The sequence below is a fragment of the Bailinhaonella thermotolerans genome (assembly GCF_003594875.1).
GTDB lineage: Bacteria > Actinomycetota > Actinomycetes > Streptosporangiales > Streptosporangiaceae > Bailinhaonella > Bailinhaonella thermotolerans.
On record NZ_QZEY01000028.1, the window covers coordinates 1 to 15,082 of the forward strand.

Below are 15,082 nucleotides of genomic sequence, written 5' to 3' on the forward strand. Positions count from 1 at the left end.
CAGATCGTCGGCTTCGGCGACCCCGCCAAGATCGCCACCAGCAAGACCGTCGCCGCCAAGGCCAAGGACAAGGCCCAGGACAAGACCCAGGACAAGGCCAAGGTCGAGGACAAGAAGACCAGCTCCGGCACCGCCGCGGCCCAGCCCGCGCAGGACGTGCCGGTGGCCGTCCCCGCGGCCATGGGCGGCACCGCCCTCATCGGCGGCCTGGTCATCGCCACCACCGCCAAGAAGCTCCACAACCTGTTCAAGCGCTCCTGACCAGCGGCCCCTGACCGCTCACAGGAGCAGCCCGGCCGGTAGAGCAGGCCAAGACCCCACCCCCACCACCCGGGGGTGGGGTCTTCGCATGCCCGGATAATTCGGTTGCCCCGGTGGCGGCCCCGCCGTGATCGTGAGCGGATGAGCACGCCGTACCGCCAGATCCGCGCCGCCTACACCGAGGAGGTCGTGACCGTCTACCAGGCCTACGAGCCGCGGATCGCGGACGCCGCCCTGGCCGCGGGGCGCTTCGTCCCGCCGTTCAAGCGCGAGCGCATGACCTGGATCAAGCCGTCGTTCCTGTGGATGATGTACCGCTGCGGCTGGGCCGGGAAGCCCGGTCAGGAACGCGTCCTGGCGATCGACATCACCCGCGAGGGCCTGAGCTGGGCGTTGTCGCACGCCTGTCTGAGCCACTACGACCCCCGGGTCCACTCCGGCCAGGCGGCCTGGCGCGCCCGCCTGCGCGAGAGCCCGGTCCGCGTCCAGTGGGACCCCGAGCGCGACGTCCACCTGCGCCCCCTGCCGTACCGCTCCATCCAGATCGGCCTGTCCGGCGAGGCCGTCCACCGCTACGTGGGCGAGTGGACGACCGGCATCCGCGACGTGACGGACACGGCTCACGCCGTACGGCGGGCCGTGCGCGACGGAGACGCCGCCGCGATCGCCGCCCTGCTCCCCGCCGAACGCCCCTACCCCCACCCGCCCGGCCTCCCGGAGATCTTCGGCCCCGATACGGCCGCACCGTCGCCGCCCGCCTGACCGCCGCCGCCCGGGTGGCCGCCGTCCAGCCGGTCGGCGGCCGTACGGCGAAGCCGCCGCGGCCGTCGAGGCCCACCTCGTGCAGGCCGTCGAAGCCGTCGGCGAGCCGGGGCCGGCGCAGGCGCTCGGCGGAGGCGGACGGCAAGGGGGCGCGAGGGAGGGTGGTGGGGCGGTCAGCGGAGGTCGAGGAGGAGGCGGCCGAGGTTGGTGCGGGTCTCGATCTGGGTCAGCGCTGTGGCGAGGCCGGCCGGAGGGAAGATGGTCCAGGCGGGACGGAGGTCGCCGGCGGCGAGCAGGCGCCAGAGCTCGGCGCGGCGCTCGGCGATGAGGTCGGGCCGGGTGCGGGCCACGGCGCCCACGGAGAAGCCGATCACGCTCTTGAGACCCCCGAGGAGGGTCCCCGCGTCCACGGTGCCGCCGCCGGCGCTGAAGGCGACCAGGCGGCCGCCGGGGGCCAGGGCGTCCACGCCCCACTGGACCAGGTCGCCGCCCACGCCGTCGAGCACGACGTCGACGGGCTCGCCGGAGTACGGCTCCGCGTAGGTCACCACCTCGTCCGCGCCCAGGCCGTACAGGAACTCCGCCTTGGCCGCGGAGCCGGCGGCGGCGACCACGCGCGTGGCGCCGAACGCGCGGGCGAGCTGCACGGCGAGGTGGCCGCTGCCGCTGGCCGCGCCCGTGACCAGCACGGACTCCCCGGCTTCGAGGCGGCCGGCGCGGAGGGCCGACGACGCGACCAGGCCCCGCGCACGACGGTCAGCGCGTCCTCGGCCGACACGCCCGCGGGCACCGGGGTGATCAGCGCGGGCACGGCGAGCACCTGTTCGGCGAACAGATCCTCGACGATCCCGGCCACACGGTCGCCGGTCCGGTAACCCTCCACGCCGGGGCCGACGGCCACGACGTGCCCGGCCATCTCGCCGCCCGGCCGCGTGGCGGCGGCCGTGCCGGCGCGCACCATCCTGGGATCGTCCTCCTCGCCTGACCTCGGGAGCGCCCCGATGACCGACGGAACACCCCGCCTGCGCGACCTCAACAAGCTCCGCACCCGCCAGGGCATCTCCGATGTCGCGACGCGGCTCTTCCTGGAACGGGGGTACGACAGGGTCACGATCGCCGAGATCGCGGCGGCGGCCGGCGTGGCCAAGCAGACGGTGACCAATCACTTCCCCCGCAAGGAAGACCTCGTGCTGGACATCCACGAGGAGTTCGTCGCCGCCCCCGCGCGCGCGGTGGCGGACCGCGCGGCGGGCGAATCCGCGCTGACGGCGTTGCGGTCGGAGTTCTTCGCGCTCCTGGACGCCCGGTCCCCGCTGCTGGGCTTCTCCGGCCCGGAGTTCGCCGCCCTCCTCTTGAGCGGGCCGGCCCTCCGCGCCCGCCTCCGCGAACTCCACGACGACCGCGAGCGGTCCCTCGCCGCCGCCCTCGCCCGCGAAACCGGCGCCCCCGGCGGCGACCCGGGCCCCCGGCTGGCCGCCGCCCACCTGCTCACCCCGCACCGCGTGCTCTTCTACGACGTACTGCACGGCCTGAGCCGCGGCGAGGACGCGGAGACGGTCGCCGCCCGCGTCGCCGAGGCCGCCGGCGCCGCCTTCGCCCTCCTGGAGCCCGCCTTCGCCGCCTACGCCCGCCGCCCCTCGCCCTGAGCCCCGCCGTACGGCACGGCCCCGCGACCGCGCACGCTCGTGCGAAAGGCCGCACCCGGTCGGCCGGGCGCGGCCTTCGCCGTACCTTCCCCCGGGGCTCTCCCGCGGGATCAGCGCGATCGCGGGTCAGCAGCCGCGGGAGTAGTACTCACAGGTGGTCGTGCTGGTGTTGTCGGGCCATGTGCAGTAGCGCCACCTGTACCGCCACCCGGAGCCCGTGGGGACACACTTGCAGGTGTTGCCCCAGGTGCAGACGGCGGCCTCCGCCCGAATCGCGGGAATCAGCAGGCCGAGCAGCCTGTCCGCGAGGATTTCGACGAGACGCATGGGTCGAACTTCCCTTCTCGTGAGCCGGGGAAACGTTCGCCCGCCCGAGACCACGGCGGTCAGCGCACAGTAGATTCCGGCCGGGAACACCGTCAATATCGCGGGTCGCCTCAGCGGTGTCCGGATGCGGACACGACGCCGCCCTCCCGCCCGTACGGCGCGCGCCGAGGCGGCGGGCTCCGCCGTACGGCGGGAGCGGGCGGGGAGCGGAGGAGCCGGGGGCGCGGGCGAAGGCGTGTTCGGGGCCGGACACGCTCAGGACGCCGCAGGCGCCGCCGGTGGAGACCACGGGGAGGTGTTCGCCGGCGGGGGAGCGCTGGACGCCCGCCGTGCCGCGGGGGTCAGCGCATCTTGTAGCGGATGGGGAGGTGCTTGAGGCCGCCGACGAAGGTCGTCTCGATCCACTGGGGGTCGCCGGCGGGCTCGATCTCGCGGAGGCGGGGGAGGAGCTCGGTGAAGAGGGCGCGGGCCTCCATGCGGGCCAGCGCGGCCCCCAGGCAGTAGTGGGCGCCGAAGCCGAAGGCCAGGTGCCGGTTGGGGGTGCGGCCCACGTCGAACGTGAAGGGGTCGGTGAAGACCTCCTCGTCGCGGTTGGCGGAGGGGTAGGCCAGCAGGACCGAGTCCCCCCGCGCGATGCGGACCCCGCGCAGCTCGTAGTCGGCGGTCGCCGTGCGCATGAACTCCTTGACCGGCGTGACCCAGCGGATCATCTCGTCCACCGCGAGCGGCATCAGGCCGAGGTCGGCGCGGAGCCGTTCGAGCTGGTCGGGGTACGTCATGAGGGCGTGCAGGCCGCCGGCGATCGTGGAGCTGGTGGTGTCGTGGCCCGCGGTGGCGATGATCGTGTAGTACGACGCGGTGTCGAAGTCGTTGAGCGGCTCGCCGTCCACCACCGCGTTGGCGATCGCGGAGGCCAGGTCGTCGGTGGGGTTCGCGCGGCGGGACCCGGTCAGGTCCTTGAAGTACGCGAAGAAGTCCATGAGCACCGTGAGCTGCTCCTCGGCCGTCTCCCCGCGCCGCCGCTCCGGGTCCTGGCCGCCGAACAGTTCCTGCGTGAGCTGGAGCATGCGCGGGAAGTCGCTCTCCGGCAGCCCCAGCAGCGACATGATCACGTACAGCGGGTAGTGCGCGGCGATGTCGGCCGCGAAGTCGCACGCCCCGCCGTACTCCAGCATCAGGTCCACGTAGCGGCGGGCGAGCACCCCGATCCGCTCCTCCATGCGGCGCATCGCCGCCGGCCGGAACCAGTCGGCGGCGATCGCCCGCTGCAGCCGGTGGTCGGGGTCGTCCATGTGCACCAGCGTGCGCAGCGCCATCCCGGACGCGGCGATCTGCTCCTCGGTGGCCTGCGGCATCAGCAGCGTGCGCGGCGCGTTGAGGAACAGGTCGTGCCGCCGCTCGATCTCCAGCACGTCGGCGTGCTTGGTGATCGCCCAGAACGGCCGGTACCCGGGCCCGTCCACCCGGTGCACCGGGTCCTCGCGGCGCAGCAGGGCGCACGCGGCGTGGAAGCGCTCGTCGTCGGCGTACGCGGTGGGGTCGACGAGCGCCAGGCCCGCCTCACGAACGGATGCGGCCATCGGACTTCCCTTCGCCGGGGGTCATCTCCTCAAGATCATCTCACCGGGTCACCTCGCCCTGTGAACCACCTGGATCTCGGTGAAGCCCAGCAGCCCCCACGTGCCGTTCTCGACGCCGACGCCGCTGTGCTTGAACCCGCCGAACGGCTGCCCCGGGTGCAGCGCCAGGTGCGTGTTGGCCCAGGCCGTACCGCACTCCAGCTCCGCGGCGACCTCGGCCGCGCGGTCGGCGTCGGCGCTCCAGACCGAGCCGGACAGCCCGAAGTGGGTCGCGTTCGCCCGCTCCAGCGCCTCGTCCAGGGTCCGGTAGCCGATCACCGGCAGCGCGGGCCCGAACTGCTCCTCGTCCACGATCCGCATCCCGTCCCGGGCTCCGGCCAGGATCGTGGGCTCGAAGAAGTACCCGGGCCCGTCCATCGCCCTGCCGCCGGTCACGGCCCGTGCCCCGTTCCCGAGCGCGTCGGCGACCAGCTCGCTCACCCGTTCGAACTGCGGCTTGTTGTTGATCGGCCCGTACTGCACGCCCTCGGTCATCCCGTCGCCGACCTTGGCCTCCCGCGCCCTGGCCGCCAGCGCCTCCACGACCTCGTCGTACATCCGCTCCGGGGCGTAGACCCGCTTGATCGCCGAGCAGACCTGCCCGTTGTTCTGGAACGCCGCCGCGAACAGCTTGTCCGCCACCGCCCCGGGGTCCACGTCGTCGAGCAGGATCGCCGGGTCGTTGCCACCCAGCTCCAGCGTGACGCGCTTCAGGTCCGGCGCGGCGCTCTGGGCGACCTTCTTCCCCGTCGCGACCGACCCGGTGAAGCTGATCTTCCGGGGCACCGGGTGCGACGTCATCCACGCGCCCAGTTCGTCGCCGCCGCTGATCACGTTGAGCACCCCGGCCGGGAGGACGTCCTTCAGCAGCGTGCCCATGGCCAGGGACGACAGCGGAGTGTACGGCGAGGGCTTGAGCACCATCGTGTTCCCCGCCAGCAGCGCCGGCGCGATCTTCCAGGCCGCCAGCATGACCGGGTAGTTCCACGGCGTGATCGCCGCCACGACGCCGAGCGGGCGCCGCCGCACCTCCACCCGCGCCTGGTCGTCGTCCCGGATCACCTCGGTGGGGATCTCCAGGTCGGCGAAGTACTTCAGCCAGTAGCCGGCCCCGACGATCTCGAAGGTCGCCTCGCCGATCGGCTTGCCCTGCTCCATCGTCAGCGTCGGCGCCAGCTCCCCGGCCTTGGCCATCAGCAGGTCGCCGGCCTCGTGCAGCGCCTTGCGCCGCCCGGCCTCGTCCTTGCGCCAGTCGCGCCAGGCCCCGGCGGCGGCCTTCATGGCGGCGTCGAGCTGCTCGCGCGAGCAGTCCGGCGCCTGCGCGTGCACCTGCCCGGTCGCCGGGTTCACGACCCCGAACTCCCGGTCGGCGGCCACGCTCTCGCCCCCGATGGTCATCGTCTGCTCGGCCACGGCTTCCTCCTGATCTGTGTACGGCTGACGCGGCGTCCGGCCCGCGCGACGGGGCCGCGGCGGTTCCTTCACGCTGTGCTTCCGTGGTGCGGCTGGTTCGGTCGTACGGCGGGCTTCGGGCTTCGGGGTTACGCGGTGTCGGCTTCGGGGTTTCCGGTACGGCGTCGGCTTCCGGTTTTCCGGTACGGCGTCTGCTTCGGGCTTGGCCGTACGGCGGGCGCGGTGCCGTACGGCGTGGGCGGGTCAGGATCCGGGCAGCAGCACGGGCTTGATCACGTCGCCGGAGTGCGACGCCGCCTCGGCCGCGTTGATCTCGCTGAGCGGGTAGGTCGTCACGAGCCGGTCGAACGGCATCCGCCCCTGCCGCCACAACTCGATGAGCCGGGGGATGAACACGCGGGGAACGGCGTTCCCCTCGAAGATCCCCATCACCGTCCGTCCGAGGGCCAGCACATTGGGATCGAGCACGATGTCTCCTTGCCCCAACGCCACGAGTCCGCAAACCCCCGTCGGCCGCAGCGAGCCCACCGCGGTCGCGATCACCCCCGGCACCCCGGTCGTGTCGAAGGAGTAGTGGGCCCCGCCCCCGGTGACCGCGGTCACCTGCGCCTGCAGCTCGGGGTCCCGTCCGTCGAACGTGTGGGTGGCCCCGAGTTCCCGCGCCAGCTCCAGCCGCTTCTCGTGCAGGTCGACGGCGATGATCGTCGCGGCCCCCGCCACCCTGGCCGCCATCACGGCCGACAGCCCCACCGCCCCGGCCCCGAACACGGCGATGCTCGACCCCGCGGCCACCTTGAGCGCGACCAGGACGGACCCCGCCCCGGTCTGCACCCCGCACCCGAGCGGCGCCATCGTCTCCAGCCGCAGATCCTTGGGGATCACGACCGCGTTCCGCGCCTCCACCAGGGAGTGCGAGGCGAACGACGACTGCCCGAACCACCGGCTGAGCACGGCCTTCCCGCTCTCGTCGGTGACGCGGGTCCGCCCGTCCAGTTCCAGCCCCGTCAGGTTCCGCAGCAGGAACTCGTCGCAGTACGGCGCGCTCCCGGCCAGGCAGTTCCCGCACCGCCCGCACGAGTCGTACGAGAGCACGACGTGATCGCCCTCCTGAACCCCCGTGACCCCGGGCCCCACGGCCTCGACGACCCCGGCCCCCTCATGCCCCAGGATCACCGGCTTGGCCACGAGGTCCCCCGGCACCCGCCCCAGCATGTCGGTATGGCACATCCCGGCCCCCGCGATCCGGACGAGCACCTCCCCGGCCCCCGGCTCCTCCATCTCCACCCGCTCGACGGAGTACGGCGCGGCGACGTCCCGCAGAACAGCGGCCTCGACCACCAAGAAGACCCCCCTAGAAAAGGCGACCCATCTGGCCGCCGACACTAGAACCAGATTCGGTACCCGTCAACGAACCCGGCCGTCCCTTCCAGCCTGACCCCCAAACCCCCTGGAAGGAAAGACGTACGGCCAGCCGCAAGCGCACTCAAGCCTCAAGGCGCAGGCGCACCTAACGCCCCGGAGGAACAAACGCGCCCAAAAGGACAAGGTGACGCGACGTGCCGAGGGAACAACCGCCGACGCCGAACAGGCGGCAGGGGTGACAACAAGGGCTTCGCGTGAGAGCGCTTCGCGCGTTCAAGCTCAGACTCCGCCTATTGGGGCTGCGCCCCGGCGAGGGGCTGCCGCCCCTCGCGCTCCCCGCAAGCCTCGGGTCTGGGGCGACCGAAGGGCGGCGCCTACGGGAAGCGCACGAAGGTGGGAAATGCACGTGCAGATGCACGTGCACTGGATCATAATGGAGCCCAGGCGGCAGCAGCCCAAGACAGCGTTGAGGTCAGCGAGCACCGGTTCGCGCGATGGAGGCGTGCCCATGAGCGTGCACAGCTCAGACGGACATAGTGAACGTCGTCGCCGGAGAACGAGACAGCGGTTCGCGGTCATCGTCGCCGCCGGAGCCCTGGTGACGGTCGTCGTGGCCCTGGAGCCCGACTGGGCCATCCCGATAGGTGCCGGCGTGGCGGTGGCCGCCCTCCTCCGAGACGTTCTCTTCGCCGGGCGCCGCCGCCCGGACGACCCCTGAGTTCAGCCCTTACCCCGAAGAACTGGACCCTTCGCCCCGCAAGGTCACCAAGAAGTCCCTCCACTCCCCGACTCCGAACATCAGCCGGGGTCCCTCCGGATCCTTGGAGTCCCGCACGGCGATACGGCCGCCGATCCGGGCGATCTCGACGCAATCGTTGTTGCTGCCGACGCTGCGGGAACTCTTGCGCCAGCGCTCGCGGCTCTCGTCCATCCGTCCCTCACAGTCCGTCGATCAGTCCTTCCAGGTGACCGATCGACTCTTCGGTGCTCAGCGCCATTGCCAAGAGGCGGTCGAACATCACCCTATAACGGTCGATTTCGGAAGGCTGCTCCAAATAGAGGCTGTCGGTGGCGGTCTCCAGATACACCACCGGCCTATCGAGTTCCCCAGGGAAGTCCAGCAGCACGAACTGACCGGCCAGTCCGGGATGCGGCCCCGCGCCCATCGGCAGGACGAGCACCGTGACGTGTTCCAGCTCGCGCGTCTCGATGAGCCGCCGCAACTGCCCCCGCCATACGTCGGGACCGCCGACCGGCCGGGCCAGGGCGGCTTCATCGATCACCGCCCATATCCGGGGCGCGTCGTCGCGTGCGAGGATCTTCTGCCGTTCGATCCGAGCCTCGACCCGACGCTCCACCTCGTGCGGGTCGTCGACCATGCTCGACAGCACCATCTCCCTGGCGTACTCCCGCGTCTGCAAGAGCCCGGGAACGATGAGCGGCTGGAACGTGCGGATCTCCGAAGCCTCGCTCTCCAGCCCGATGAAGGAACCCGTCAGGACGTCCTTGTAGGCGGACCACCATCCGCGCTTCCTGGCATCTCGCGCCAGAGCCACCAGTGCCTCGCGGACCCTCTCGTCCCGCATGCCGTAGACGTCGCAGAGCAGCCGCACGTCATGCACGCTCGGACGCTTCGCCAGACCGGCCTCCAGCCGGGACAGCTTCCCGCGAGACCATTCGAGCTGTTGTGCGACCTGCTCCATCGTGAGCTTCCGCGCCTCGCGCATCCGCTTCAGCTCATCCGCCAGCCGCCGGAGACGAACGGTGGGGCTATAGCTGTCCGCCATCGGGTGCCTCCTCTTCGTCACCGACGTGATCGTAGACGCGGCCGCCGCCCGACGTCGCCTCTCCACCAAACATAGAACTTGCGAGTTAGGCCATTCCTGTCATTGGCGTTGCGAGAAGCGTGGAGGAGCTGCACCATGAGTTGGTCGCGGTAAGTGAGCGGCCGACAACAATAGGTCATTTAGGGCGAAGGAGACGCCATGGACGCGTTCCAGCTCCTGCAGGGCAACCTCGTAGCGCGCACAGCAGAGGTCGACCCGGAAGAGGTGGCCGGCGTCCTCATCCGACAGTTCCCCGCCCTGGAGCGCGAGGTGACCAATGCCAGGGCCTTCATCAGCGGCCTCCTCGGCCAGGCCCACCCCCACCACGACGACGCGGTTCTCCTCACCAGCGAGATCGCCACCAACGCCATCCGCTACGCGAGACCAGACGCCACATCCTTCTCGATCTCCGCCCAGACCACGGAGACCAGCACCCTCATAGCCATCACGGACGCAGGCGGCACCACGATCCCCCTGATTTGCAAACCCGCAGACCAAGACCCAGGCGGCCGCGGCCTGTTCATGCTCGACACCCTCGCCACCACCTGGGGCTTCATCCGCACGCCCACGAGCACCGGCATCTGGTTCACTCTCAAAATCTCAAGTGAGGCAGAGGCTTGAGTTCAAGAGGTAGCCGAAAGCAGTACAAAGATGATCATTCCGGACGAAACTGCCAGACGCTTCACATACACCTTCAGCGATACCGCGATGGCTTACGAGATAGCCCCGAAGCTCGCGTGCGACGAGATAGATGCCCTCGCCGAGCTCCTGATGGCCATGAATTCCCCGGGCATCGCCCAGTTCTGGATCGACTGCCACGCATCCGCTGACGATGTCGGCGATACCCACTTCATAGGCCCGAAGGAAGCGCCAAGCTCCTACGAAGGTCCTAGTTGACCGAGGGAATGACTGGTCCTTGTCAGACTTAAGGACTACTCTGACCGGCGATCAAGAGCAAGTGATCTCTTGCGCGACGAACGGGGTGGCCGGTGGAGGACGTACCAATCCTGGGTCTCTATGACTCGCTGCTCACCAGGGAGTTGGAGCGAAGGGCAGCCTCATGGCGGGCGTCGGGCCATCTGGTTCAGATCTCCGAGATCGACAAGGAAGAGATCGCACACATCCTCGGCCGCTTTGTCGGCGAGGCGGCAGCACGGGCGTTCTCCCTACAGAAGACCCCTGAAGAGCAAGTGGGACTCGCCAACGACGTGCTGCGTATGTTGGTTGACTCAAGCGACCTGCTGCGCCAACTCGCCGACGCCAACGAGGTCGCGGAGGGGCCGAGCAGACTGCTGTCGATCGCGCAGGGTGGTCCCGGCGCCTCCGCCCCAGTCAGGCCAGCGACGTCGCTGTCCGAAGCAGCGCTCCTCACGAACGCCCGCGAGGATCCCAATCTCGCACATGAGCTCGCGGCCGAGCTCGTGAGCGCGGATCGTGTGGATCTGCTGTGCGCCTTTGTGAAGTGGTCAGGGCTGCGCGTACTTGAACGGTCCCTGGACGAGCTGCGACGCCGCGGCGTTCCGTTCCGCGTCATCACCACGACCTACATGGGCGCGACGGAGCGGCGTGCGCTGGACCGGCTCGTCCGAGACTTCGGCGCCGAAGTGCGCATCAGTTACGAGCAGAACTCCACCCGCCTGCACGCTAAGGCGTGGTTACTGCGACGCCGTACCGGGTTCGACACGGCCTACGTTGGCAGCTCCAACTTGTCGCGGGCCGCGCTTCTCGATGGACTCGAGTGGAATGTGCGCTTGTCGTCCGTCACTACTCCACGACTGCTCGACAAGTTCGAGGGGACCTTCGACTCGTACTGGAACCAGCCCCGCTTCGAGCCGTACGACCCGGACACCGATGTCGATCGGCTCGACGAGGCGCTGTCGCGATCCAAGGCCGGCGACAGACTCTTCGATATCCCGGCTCTCGTGCCGCATCCATTCCCCCATCAGCGGGAGATGCTCGAAGACCTCGACGTTCAGCGCACCGTGCACGATCGGCACCGCAACCTTCTGGTGGCCGCGACTGGAACAGGCAAGACGGTCGTTGCCGCTTTCGACTACCGCAACCTTCAGCAGAGGCTTGGCCGCCAACCGTCGCTGCTGTTCGTCGCACACCGACGCGAGATCCTGTCGCAGGCGCTACGCACCTATCGGCAGGTCCTTAGCGTGCCCGACTTCGGCGAGCTCCATGTCGGCGAGGACCGCTCACGGCACTGGCGGCATGTGTTCGCCTCTGTCCAGTCGCTCGCATCTATGGGCATCGAGACCTTTGACCCCGAGCACTTCGACATCGTGGTCATTGACGAGTTCCACCACGCGGCCGCGCCAACCTACCGCCGCATTATCGACCACCTTCGCCCGAAGGAGTTGCTTGGCCTGACGGCCACTCCCGAACGGGCGGACGGTACGTGGGTTCAGGACGAGTTCTTCGACAAGCGCATCGCCTCCGAGCTCCGACTGTGGGATGCGCTCGACGCGGACCTGCTCTGCCCCTTCCACTACTTCGGCATCAACGACGAGACTGATCTCACCCGGGTCAGGTGGTCACGCGGCTCTTACGACAGCGCCGAACTCGACAACGTGTTGACCGGCGACACAGCGCGCGCAAGGTTGATCGTTAATGCTTTGCGCGACAAGGTGAGCAACCTCTCCGACGTTCGCGGCCTGGGTTTCTGCGTCTCCGTACGGCATGCACGCTTCATGGCGGAGTACTTCAGCGAGGCGGGGCTTCCCTCGCGGGCTGTAGATGGAACCACGGACGACACCGTGCGGCGGGAAGCCCTCGCCGGCCTTCGCAGCGGCGAGGTGAAGTTCCTCTTCGCGGTGGACCTGTTCAACGAGGGCCTGGACGTCCCCGACGTCAACACCTTGCTCCTGCTCCGTCCTACCGAGAGTGCAACGATCTTCCTCCAGCAACTCGGGCGCGGGCTCCGCCGTACCCCTGACAAGGACGTGCTGACCGTCCTGGACTTCGTCGGCCAGCACCGCAAGGAGTACCGCTTCGCCAACCGATTCAAGGCCCTCACCGGCATCCCGACAGGCCGCTTGCCGAACCACGTCACCAACGACTTTCCACTCCTGCCGTCGGGCTGTCAGATCGTTCTGGACCGGGTCACAAAGGAACGGCTGCTGAGCGACCTCAAGACCCACATCAGCCCCCGGATGGATATCCTCGCCCGCGAAGTCCGCGAGCATGGCCAAACCTCGCTCATCACCTACCTGGATGAGTACGGCCGAGAGATCGGCGACATCTACCGCAACAACAACTCCTGGACCAAGCTGCTGCGCCAATGCGGCACCGTGTCAGGCGAACCCTCTCCCTTGGAACAGGAACTCGGTCGCCGCATCCGCGCCCTTCTCCATGTGGACGACCGGCAACGCGCCGAGGCGTACGCGCGCCTTCTGGACCCCCACGGCCCGCGCTACGCTGACCTGTCGCCTACGGATCAGACCTTCGCCCGCATGCTGTTCTTCTCCTTCTGGCGAACCGGCGGCGACTTCGCGTCGTACGACGAAGCATTGGCCGCCCTACGCGGCGAACCCGCGATACGCGAGGAGATCGCCCAGGTCTTGAAGTACGGCGTAGAGCGCCCGCGCCATATAGCCAAGCCCCTGCCGGAGCCGCTCGCCCAGATCCCCTTGGCAGTCAACGCCCGCTACTCGGCCGACGAAATCCTCGCCGCGGTGGATTGGGCCCAGTTGGGCGGCCGAGTCCCCGCCAACATGCGCGAAGGCGTCGCGTGGAGCCCGTCCACCAACTGCGACATCCTCCTCGTAACCCTCCACAAAAACGAGACGGAGAACGAGTACCGCCACCCTGAGCCCTACGTCTTCCACGGCACCGCCCACTACGTAGAACACCGCGGCGACCGCCCCATGGCCATCACCTGAAAACTAGACAGCGAGATGCCCGAAGACCTCTACCGCCGCGCCGCCATCGCTTCGTAGCTCATCTGTAGCCGAATTGTGGCTTACGCTTCTGGCTTCTTTTAATGAATTGGAAGTTCAGATTGTGACATCAGGAAAGGCTTCCTTAATGATTCGGACAAGCTCCTCTGCGCGCTCCTTGTCGAGCTGAATGGTCTGACTCACCTTTTTGTCGGAACGGCGGCTGTCGGAGCCGTAGGTGCTGAGCTGTAGCAGCTTGCCGTTGGAGGTGAGCACGCTCTGGTATCCGCATTCAACTTCGGTAGGGTGCGGGCGAGCGTCCTGAGTGGTGCGGTGGAACTCTCTGATCCTAGCCATCTGCTTATTATGCCATAGGGGAGTGCTGATAAGGAAGATGGGGAGAGTTGGTGCAAGAGTCGGACAGCAAGAAGTGGGCCTGTCGCGTAATCCCTAACCCAGCTGCGCGTAGATGCGCGGCCCTCACTAAGCAGCCTAAATCAATCTCACAGCAGGAATATGCCGGCAAAGTATGTAGCTAAGAGTAGCCGCGAGAGCTTATGGAGCTCTAGGCGTGTTGGCTCCCAGCTCATGTGGTGCTGGGCACCATATTTGGCTAGCCACGCCGGCGAGGGAGTGATTAGTCGATGCGGTTAGCGGCCGTTCGCCCCTTATTCCAGCTCTCCTTTACCATTTGGTAACATTGGCTCTCGCGCGAGCCGGTGCCGCTGTTGTTGTAGCCCCCGTTCGAGGCTCTAGTTAGAGCTTCAGAGCGCCATCGCGCAGCCAGTCCCCGCTTGAGCATTCGCTTTGCGAGATCATCATCATCGATCTGAGATCCGTGACGTCCGAGAAACATCGCGACACCGCCGAGGATCACTCCGTCCCAGGACTCCTTGTCTCTGCCCCAGGCTGTCTGAACCACCTTTAGGGTTCGATCCAGGATCTCCGGGCCGTACTGCTTGGTGATGCGGAGAACGGCCGAGACTGCACCCACGCTATTCCTTGAGCTGGAACCGAGGCCCAGGTCATGGCCTTTGAGTACTCGATCGACACTCACGCAGAGAACGTCCCCTGCGGTCAAACCAACCCGGTACTCATCCAGTGTGCTGACCTTCGCCGACTCTCTGTTCTTGATGAGGAAGAGCGTTGCCTCCTGCTGCTGGGTGAGGCCGTAGTGAATCTCAGCCGTGATCGTGTGTAAGCCCCGGATCCTGCATGCCTCAGTCCGGTGCATGCCGTCCACTACGTACCGGCTACCGTCGGCCCGCTCGGAGACCACGATCGAGCCGAGTGCCTCGACGATTAAGCCGTCGGCGATGCTCTTAGCGCGCTTCGGGTTGAGACCGCGCTGTGCGTCCTCGTCGATCTTTAGTGAGTCAAGTTCAACCTCCACGCCGTATTCGACACGGTGATCTGGAAGAACGTACTGGAAACGGGACTTGGCCATTGTATGAGACCTCCCTCTCTATGGCTGGTTGGAGCGCTGCTTCCGTGGTTCATGACATGTGTCAAAGCGGAGGAAACCGCTTCAGAAACTCCTTCGCTACCTCCTCGCTTCCTGTTGTGCAGGTCCGGTAAGACTTTCCGTTTCGTTCCTCCAATCGAAACAGGGGGTCGGATTGCTGGGGATGGGTGTCAACGGATCGATGCTGTCTTCCCTGAGCAAGCGCGGTATTGATCAAGGCTGATAGCACCACCACTGCGCCTGCGACACCCCATACGATCAGGTTGTACTTCCACTCCGTGGCGAGGTTGATGAGAGCTCCTGCTGCTGCGGCCACGACTGTGCTGCAGAAGGTCCAAGTTTTGAGGCTCATTGCGGGTGACCTGCCAGGAAGTTCCTCGGTGAGCAGGCCATCCCGTGTCCGCCCTCAACACCTCCAGGCCTGTGCCACATACGGTAGCGATGGTCTCAGTTGCCTACAACTGGAACTTAGGTCTCAAACATCCTGAGAAGTGCTGCTCTTGTGGATATGCCCAGG

At 67.9% G+C, this 15,082-nt stretch carries 16 protein-coding genes and 1 pseudogene; 7 read left to right on the forward strand and 10 right to left on the reverse strand.

Annotated features, from left to right (window positions below; translation table 11 throughout):
- Positions 1-261, forward strand: a 261-nt coding sequence (locus tag D5H75_RS42435; RefSeq protein WP_202638940.1) for a hypothetical protein, incomplete at its 5' end; no start/stop codon positions are given.
- A 141-nt stretch (positions 262-402) separates the two neighbouring features.
- Positions 403-1,023, forward strand: coding sequence for a DUF4291 domain-containing protein (locus D5H75_RS38635; protein WP_119931594.1), 621 nt, complete (start codon positions 403-405; stop codon positions 1,021-1,023).
- Between the two features lie 173 nt (positions 1,024-1,196).
- Here the strand turns inward: D5H75_RS38635 and D5H75_RS42440 are convergent, their stop codons facing one another.
- Together D5H75_RS42440 and D5H75_RS44725 are read right to left on the reverse strand one after the other, a co-directional pair.
- Complete coding sequence (locus D5H75_RS42440) at positions 1,197-1,712, reverse strand: zinc-binding dehydrogenase (RefSeq protein ID WP_202638941.1); 516 nt, start codon at positions 1,710-1,712, stop codon at positions 1,197-1,199.
- A gap of 173 nt (positions 1,713-1,885) precedes the next feature.
- A pseudogene (locus D5H75_RS44725) lies at positions 1,886-2,083 on the reverse strand (hypothetical protein); the annotation flags it as partial.
- Between D5H75_RS44725 and D5H75_RS38645 the strand changes: the two are divergent.
- A complete protein-coding gene (locus D5H75_RS38645; RefSeq protein WP_119931656.1) occupies positions 2,025-2,669 on the forward strand; it encodes a TetR/AcrR family transcriptional regulator in 645 nt (214 codons plus the stop codon). The pseudogene D5H75_RS44725 and the gene D5H75_RS38645 overlap by 59 nt on opposite strands.
- 126 nt (positions 2,670-2,795) lie before the next feature.
- On the opposite strand, the gene D5H75_RS38650 is transcribed toward D5H75_RS38645, so the two are convergent.
- The 4 genes from D5H75_RS38650 to D5H75_RS38665 form a co-directional block, all read right to left on the reverse strand.
- On the reverse strand, positions 2,796-2,996 hold the full coding sequence (locus D5H75_RS38650) for a hypothetical protein (protein ID WP_119931595.1): 201 nt from the start codon (positions 2,994-2,996) through the stop codon (positions 2,796-2,798).
- Positions 2,997-3,337: 341 nt separating this feature from the next.
- The gene (locus D5H75_RS38655; protein ID WP_119931596.1) at positions 3,338-4,576 is read right to left on the reverse strand and encodes a cytochrome P450; all 1,239 of its coding nucleotides are present in this window, start codon (positions 4,574-4,576) and stop codon (positions 3,338-3,340) included.
- A 48-nt stretch (positions 4,577-4,624) separates the two neighbouring features.
- Positions 4,625-6,028, reverse strand: a complete 1,404-nt coding sequence (locus D5H75_RS38660) for an aldehyde dehydrogenase family protein (RefSeq protein WP_242454761.1) — start codon at positions 6,026-6,028, stop codon at positions 4,625-4,627.
- Between the two features lie 243 nt (positions 6,029-6,271).
- Positions 6,272-7,366, reverse strand: a complete 1,095-nt coding sequence (locus D5H75_RS38665) for an NAD(P)-dependent alcohol dehydrogenase (RefSeq protein WP_242454768.1) — start codon at positions 7,364-7,366, stop codon at positions 6,272-6,274.
- A gap of 532 nt (positions 7,367-7,898) precedes the next feature.
- Between D5H75_RS38665 and D5H75_RS38670 the strand changes: the two genes are divergently transcribed.
- Positions 7,899-8,108: a hypothetical protein gene (locus tag D5H75_RS38670; RefSeq protein WP_147425441.1), complete on the forward strand. Its 210-nt coding sequence runs from the start codon at positions 7,899-7,901 to the stop codon at positions 8,106-8,108.
- A gap of 9 nt (positions 8,109-8,117) precedes the next feature.
- Here the strand turns inward: D5H75_RS38670 and D5H75_RS38675 are convergent, their stop codons facing one another.
- Both D5H75_RS38675 and D5H75_RS38680 read right to left on the reverse strand, forming a co-directional pair.
- A complete protein-coding gene (locus tag D5H75_RS38675; protein ID WP_119931599.1) occupies positions 8,118-8,321 on the reverse strand; it encodes a DUF397 domain-containing protein in 204 nt (67 codons plus the stop codon).
- Between the two features lie 7 nt (positions 8,322-8,328).
- Entirely contained in the window at positions 8,329-9,177 is an 849-nt protein-coding gene (locus D5H75_RS38680; protein WP_119931600.1) for a helix-turn-helix domain-containing protein, read from the reverse strand.
- Between the two features lie 198 nt (positions 9,178-9,375).
- On the opposite strand from D5H75_RS38680, the gene D5H75_RS38685 reads away from it, so the two are divergent.
- The 3 genes from D5H75_RS38685 to D5H75_RS38695 all read left to right on the forward strand — a co-directional run bounded on the left by D5H75_RS38685 (position 9,376) and on the right by D5H75_RS38695 (position 13,103).
- Complete coding sequence (locus D5H75_RS38685; protein WP_119931601.1) at positions 9,376-9,837, forward strand: ATP-binding protein; 462 nt, start codon at positions 9,376-9,378, stop codon at positions 9,835-9,837.
- A gap of 30 nt (positions 9,838-9,867) precedes the next feature.
- The gene (locus D5H75_RS38690; protein WP_119931602.1) at positions 9,868-10,113 is read left to right on the forward strand and encodes a hypothetical protein; all 246 of its coding nucleotides are present in this window, start codon (positions 9,868-9,870) and stop codon (positions 10,111-10,113) included.
- A gap of 92 nt (positions 10,114-10,205) precedes the next feature.
- Positions 10,206-13,103, forward strand: coding sequence for a DEAD/DEAH box helicase (locus tag D5H75_RS38695; protein WP_119931603.1), 2,898 nt, complete (start codon positions 10,206-10,208; stop codon positions 13,101-13,103).
- A 114-nt stretch (positions 13,104-13,217) separates the two neighbouring features.
- On the opposite strand, the gene D5H75_RS38700 is transcribed toward D5H75_RS38695, so the two are convergent.
- Positions 13,218-13,457 carry a hypothetical protein gene (locus tag D5H75_RS38700; protein ID WP_119931604.1) on the reverse strand — a complete coding sequence of 80 codons (240 nt, stop codon included), beginning with the start codon at positions 13,455-13,457 and terminating at the stop codon, positions 13,218-13,220.
- A 280-nt stretch (positions 13,458-13,737) separates the two neighbouring features.
- Positions 13,738-14,547: a DUF6551 family protein gene (locus D5H75_RS38705; RefSeq protein WP_119931605.1), complete on the reverse strand. Its 810-nt coding sequence runs from the start codon at positions 14,545-14,547 to the stop codon at positions 13,738-13,740.
- Between the last annotated feature and the right edge of the window lie 535 nt (positions 14,548-15,082).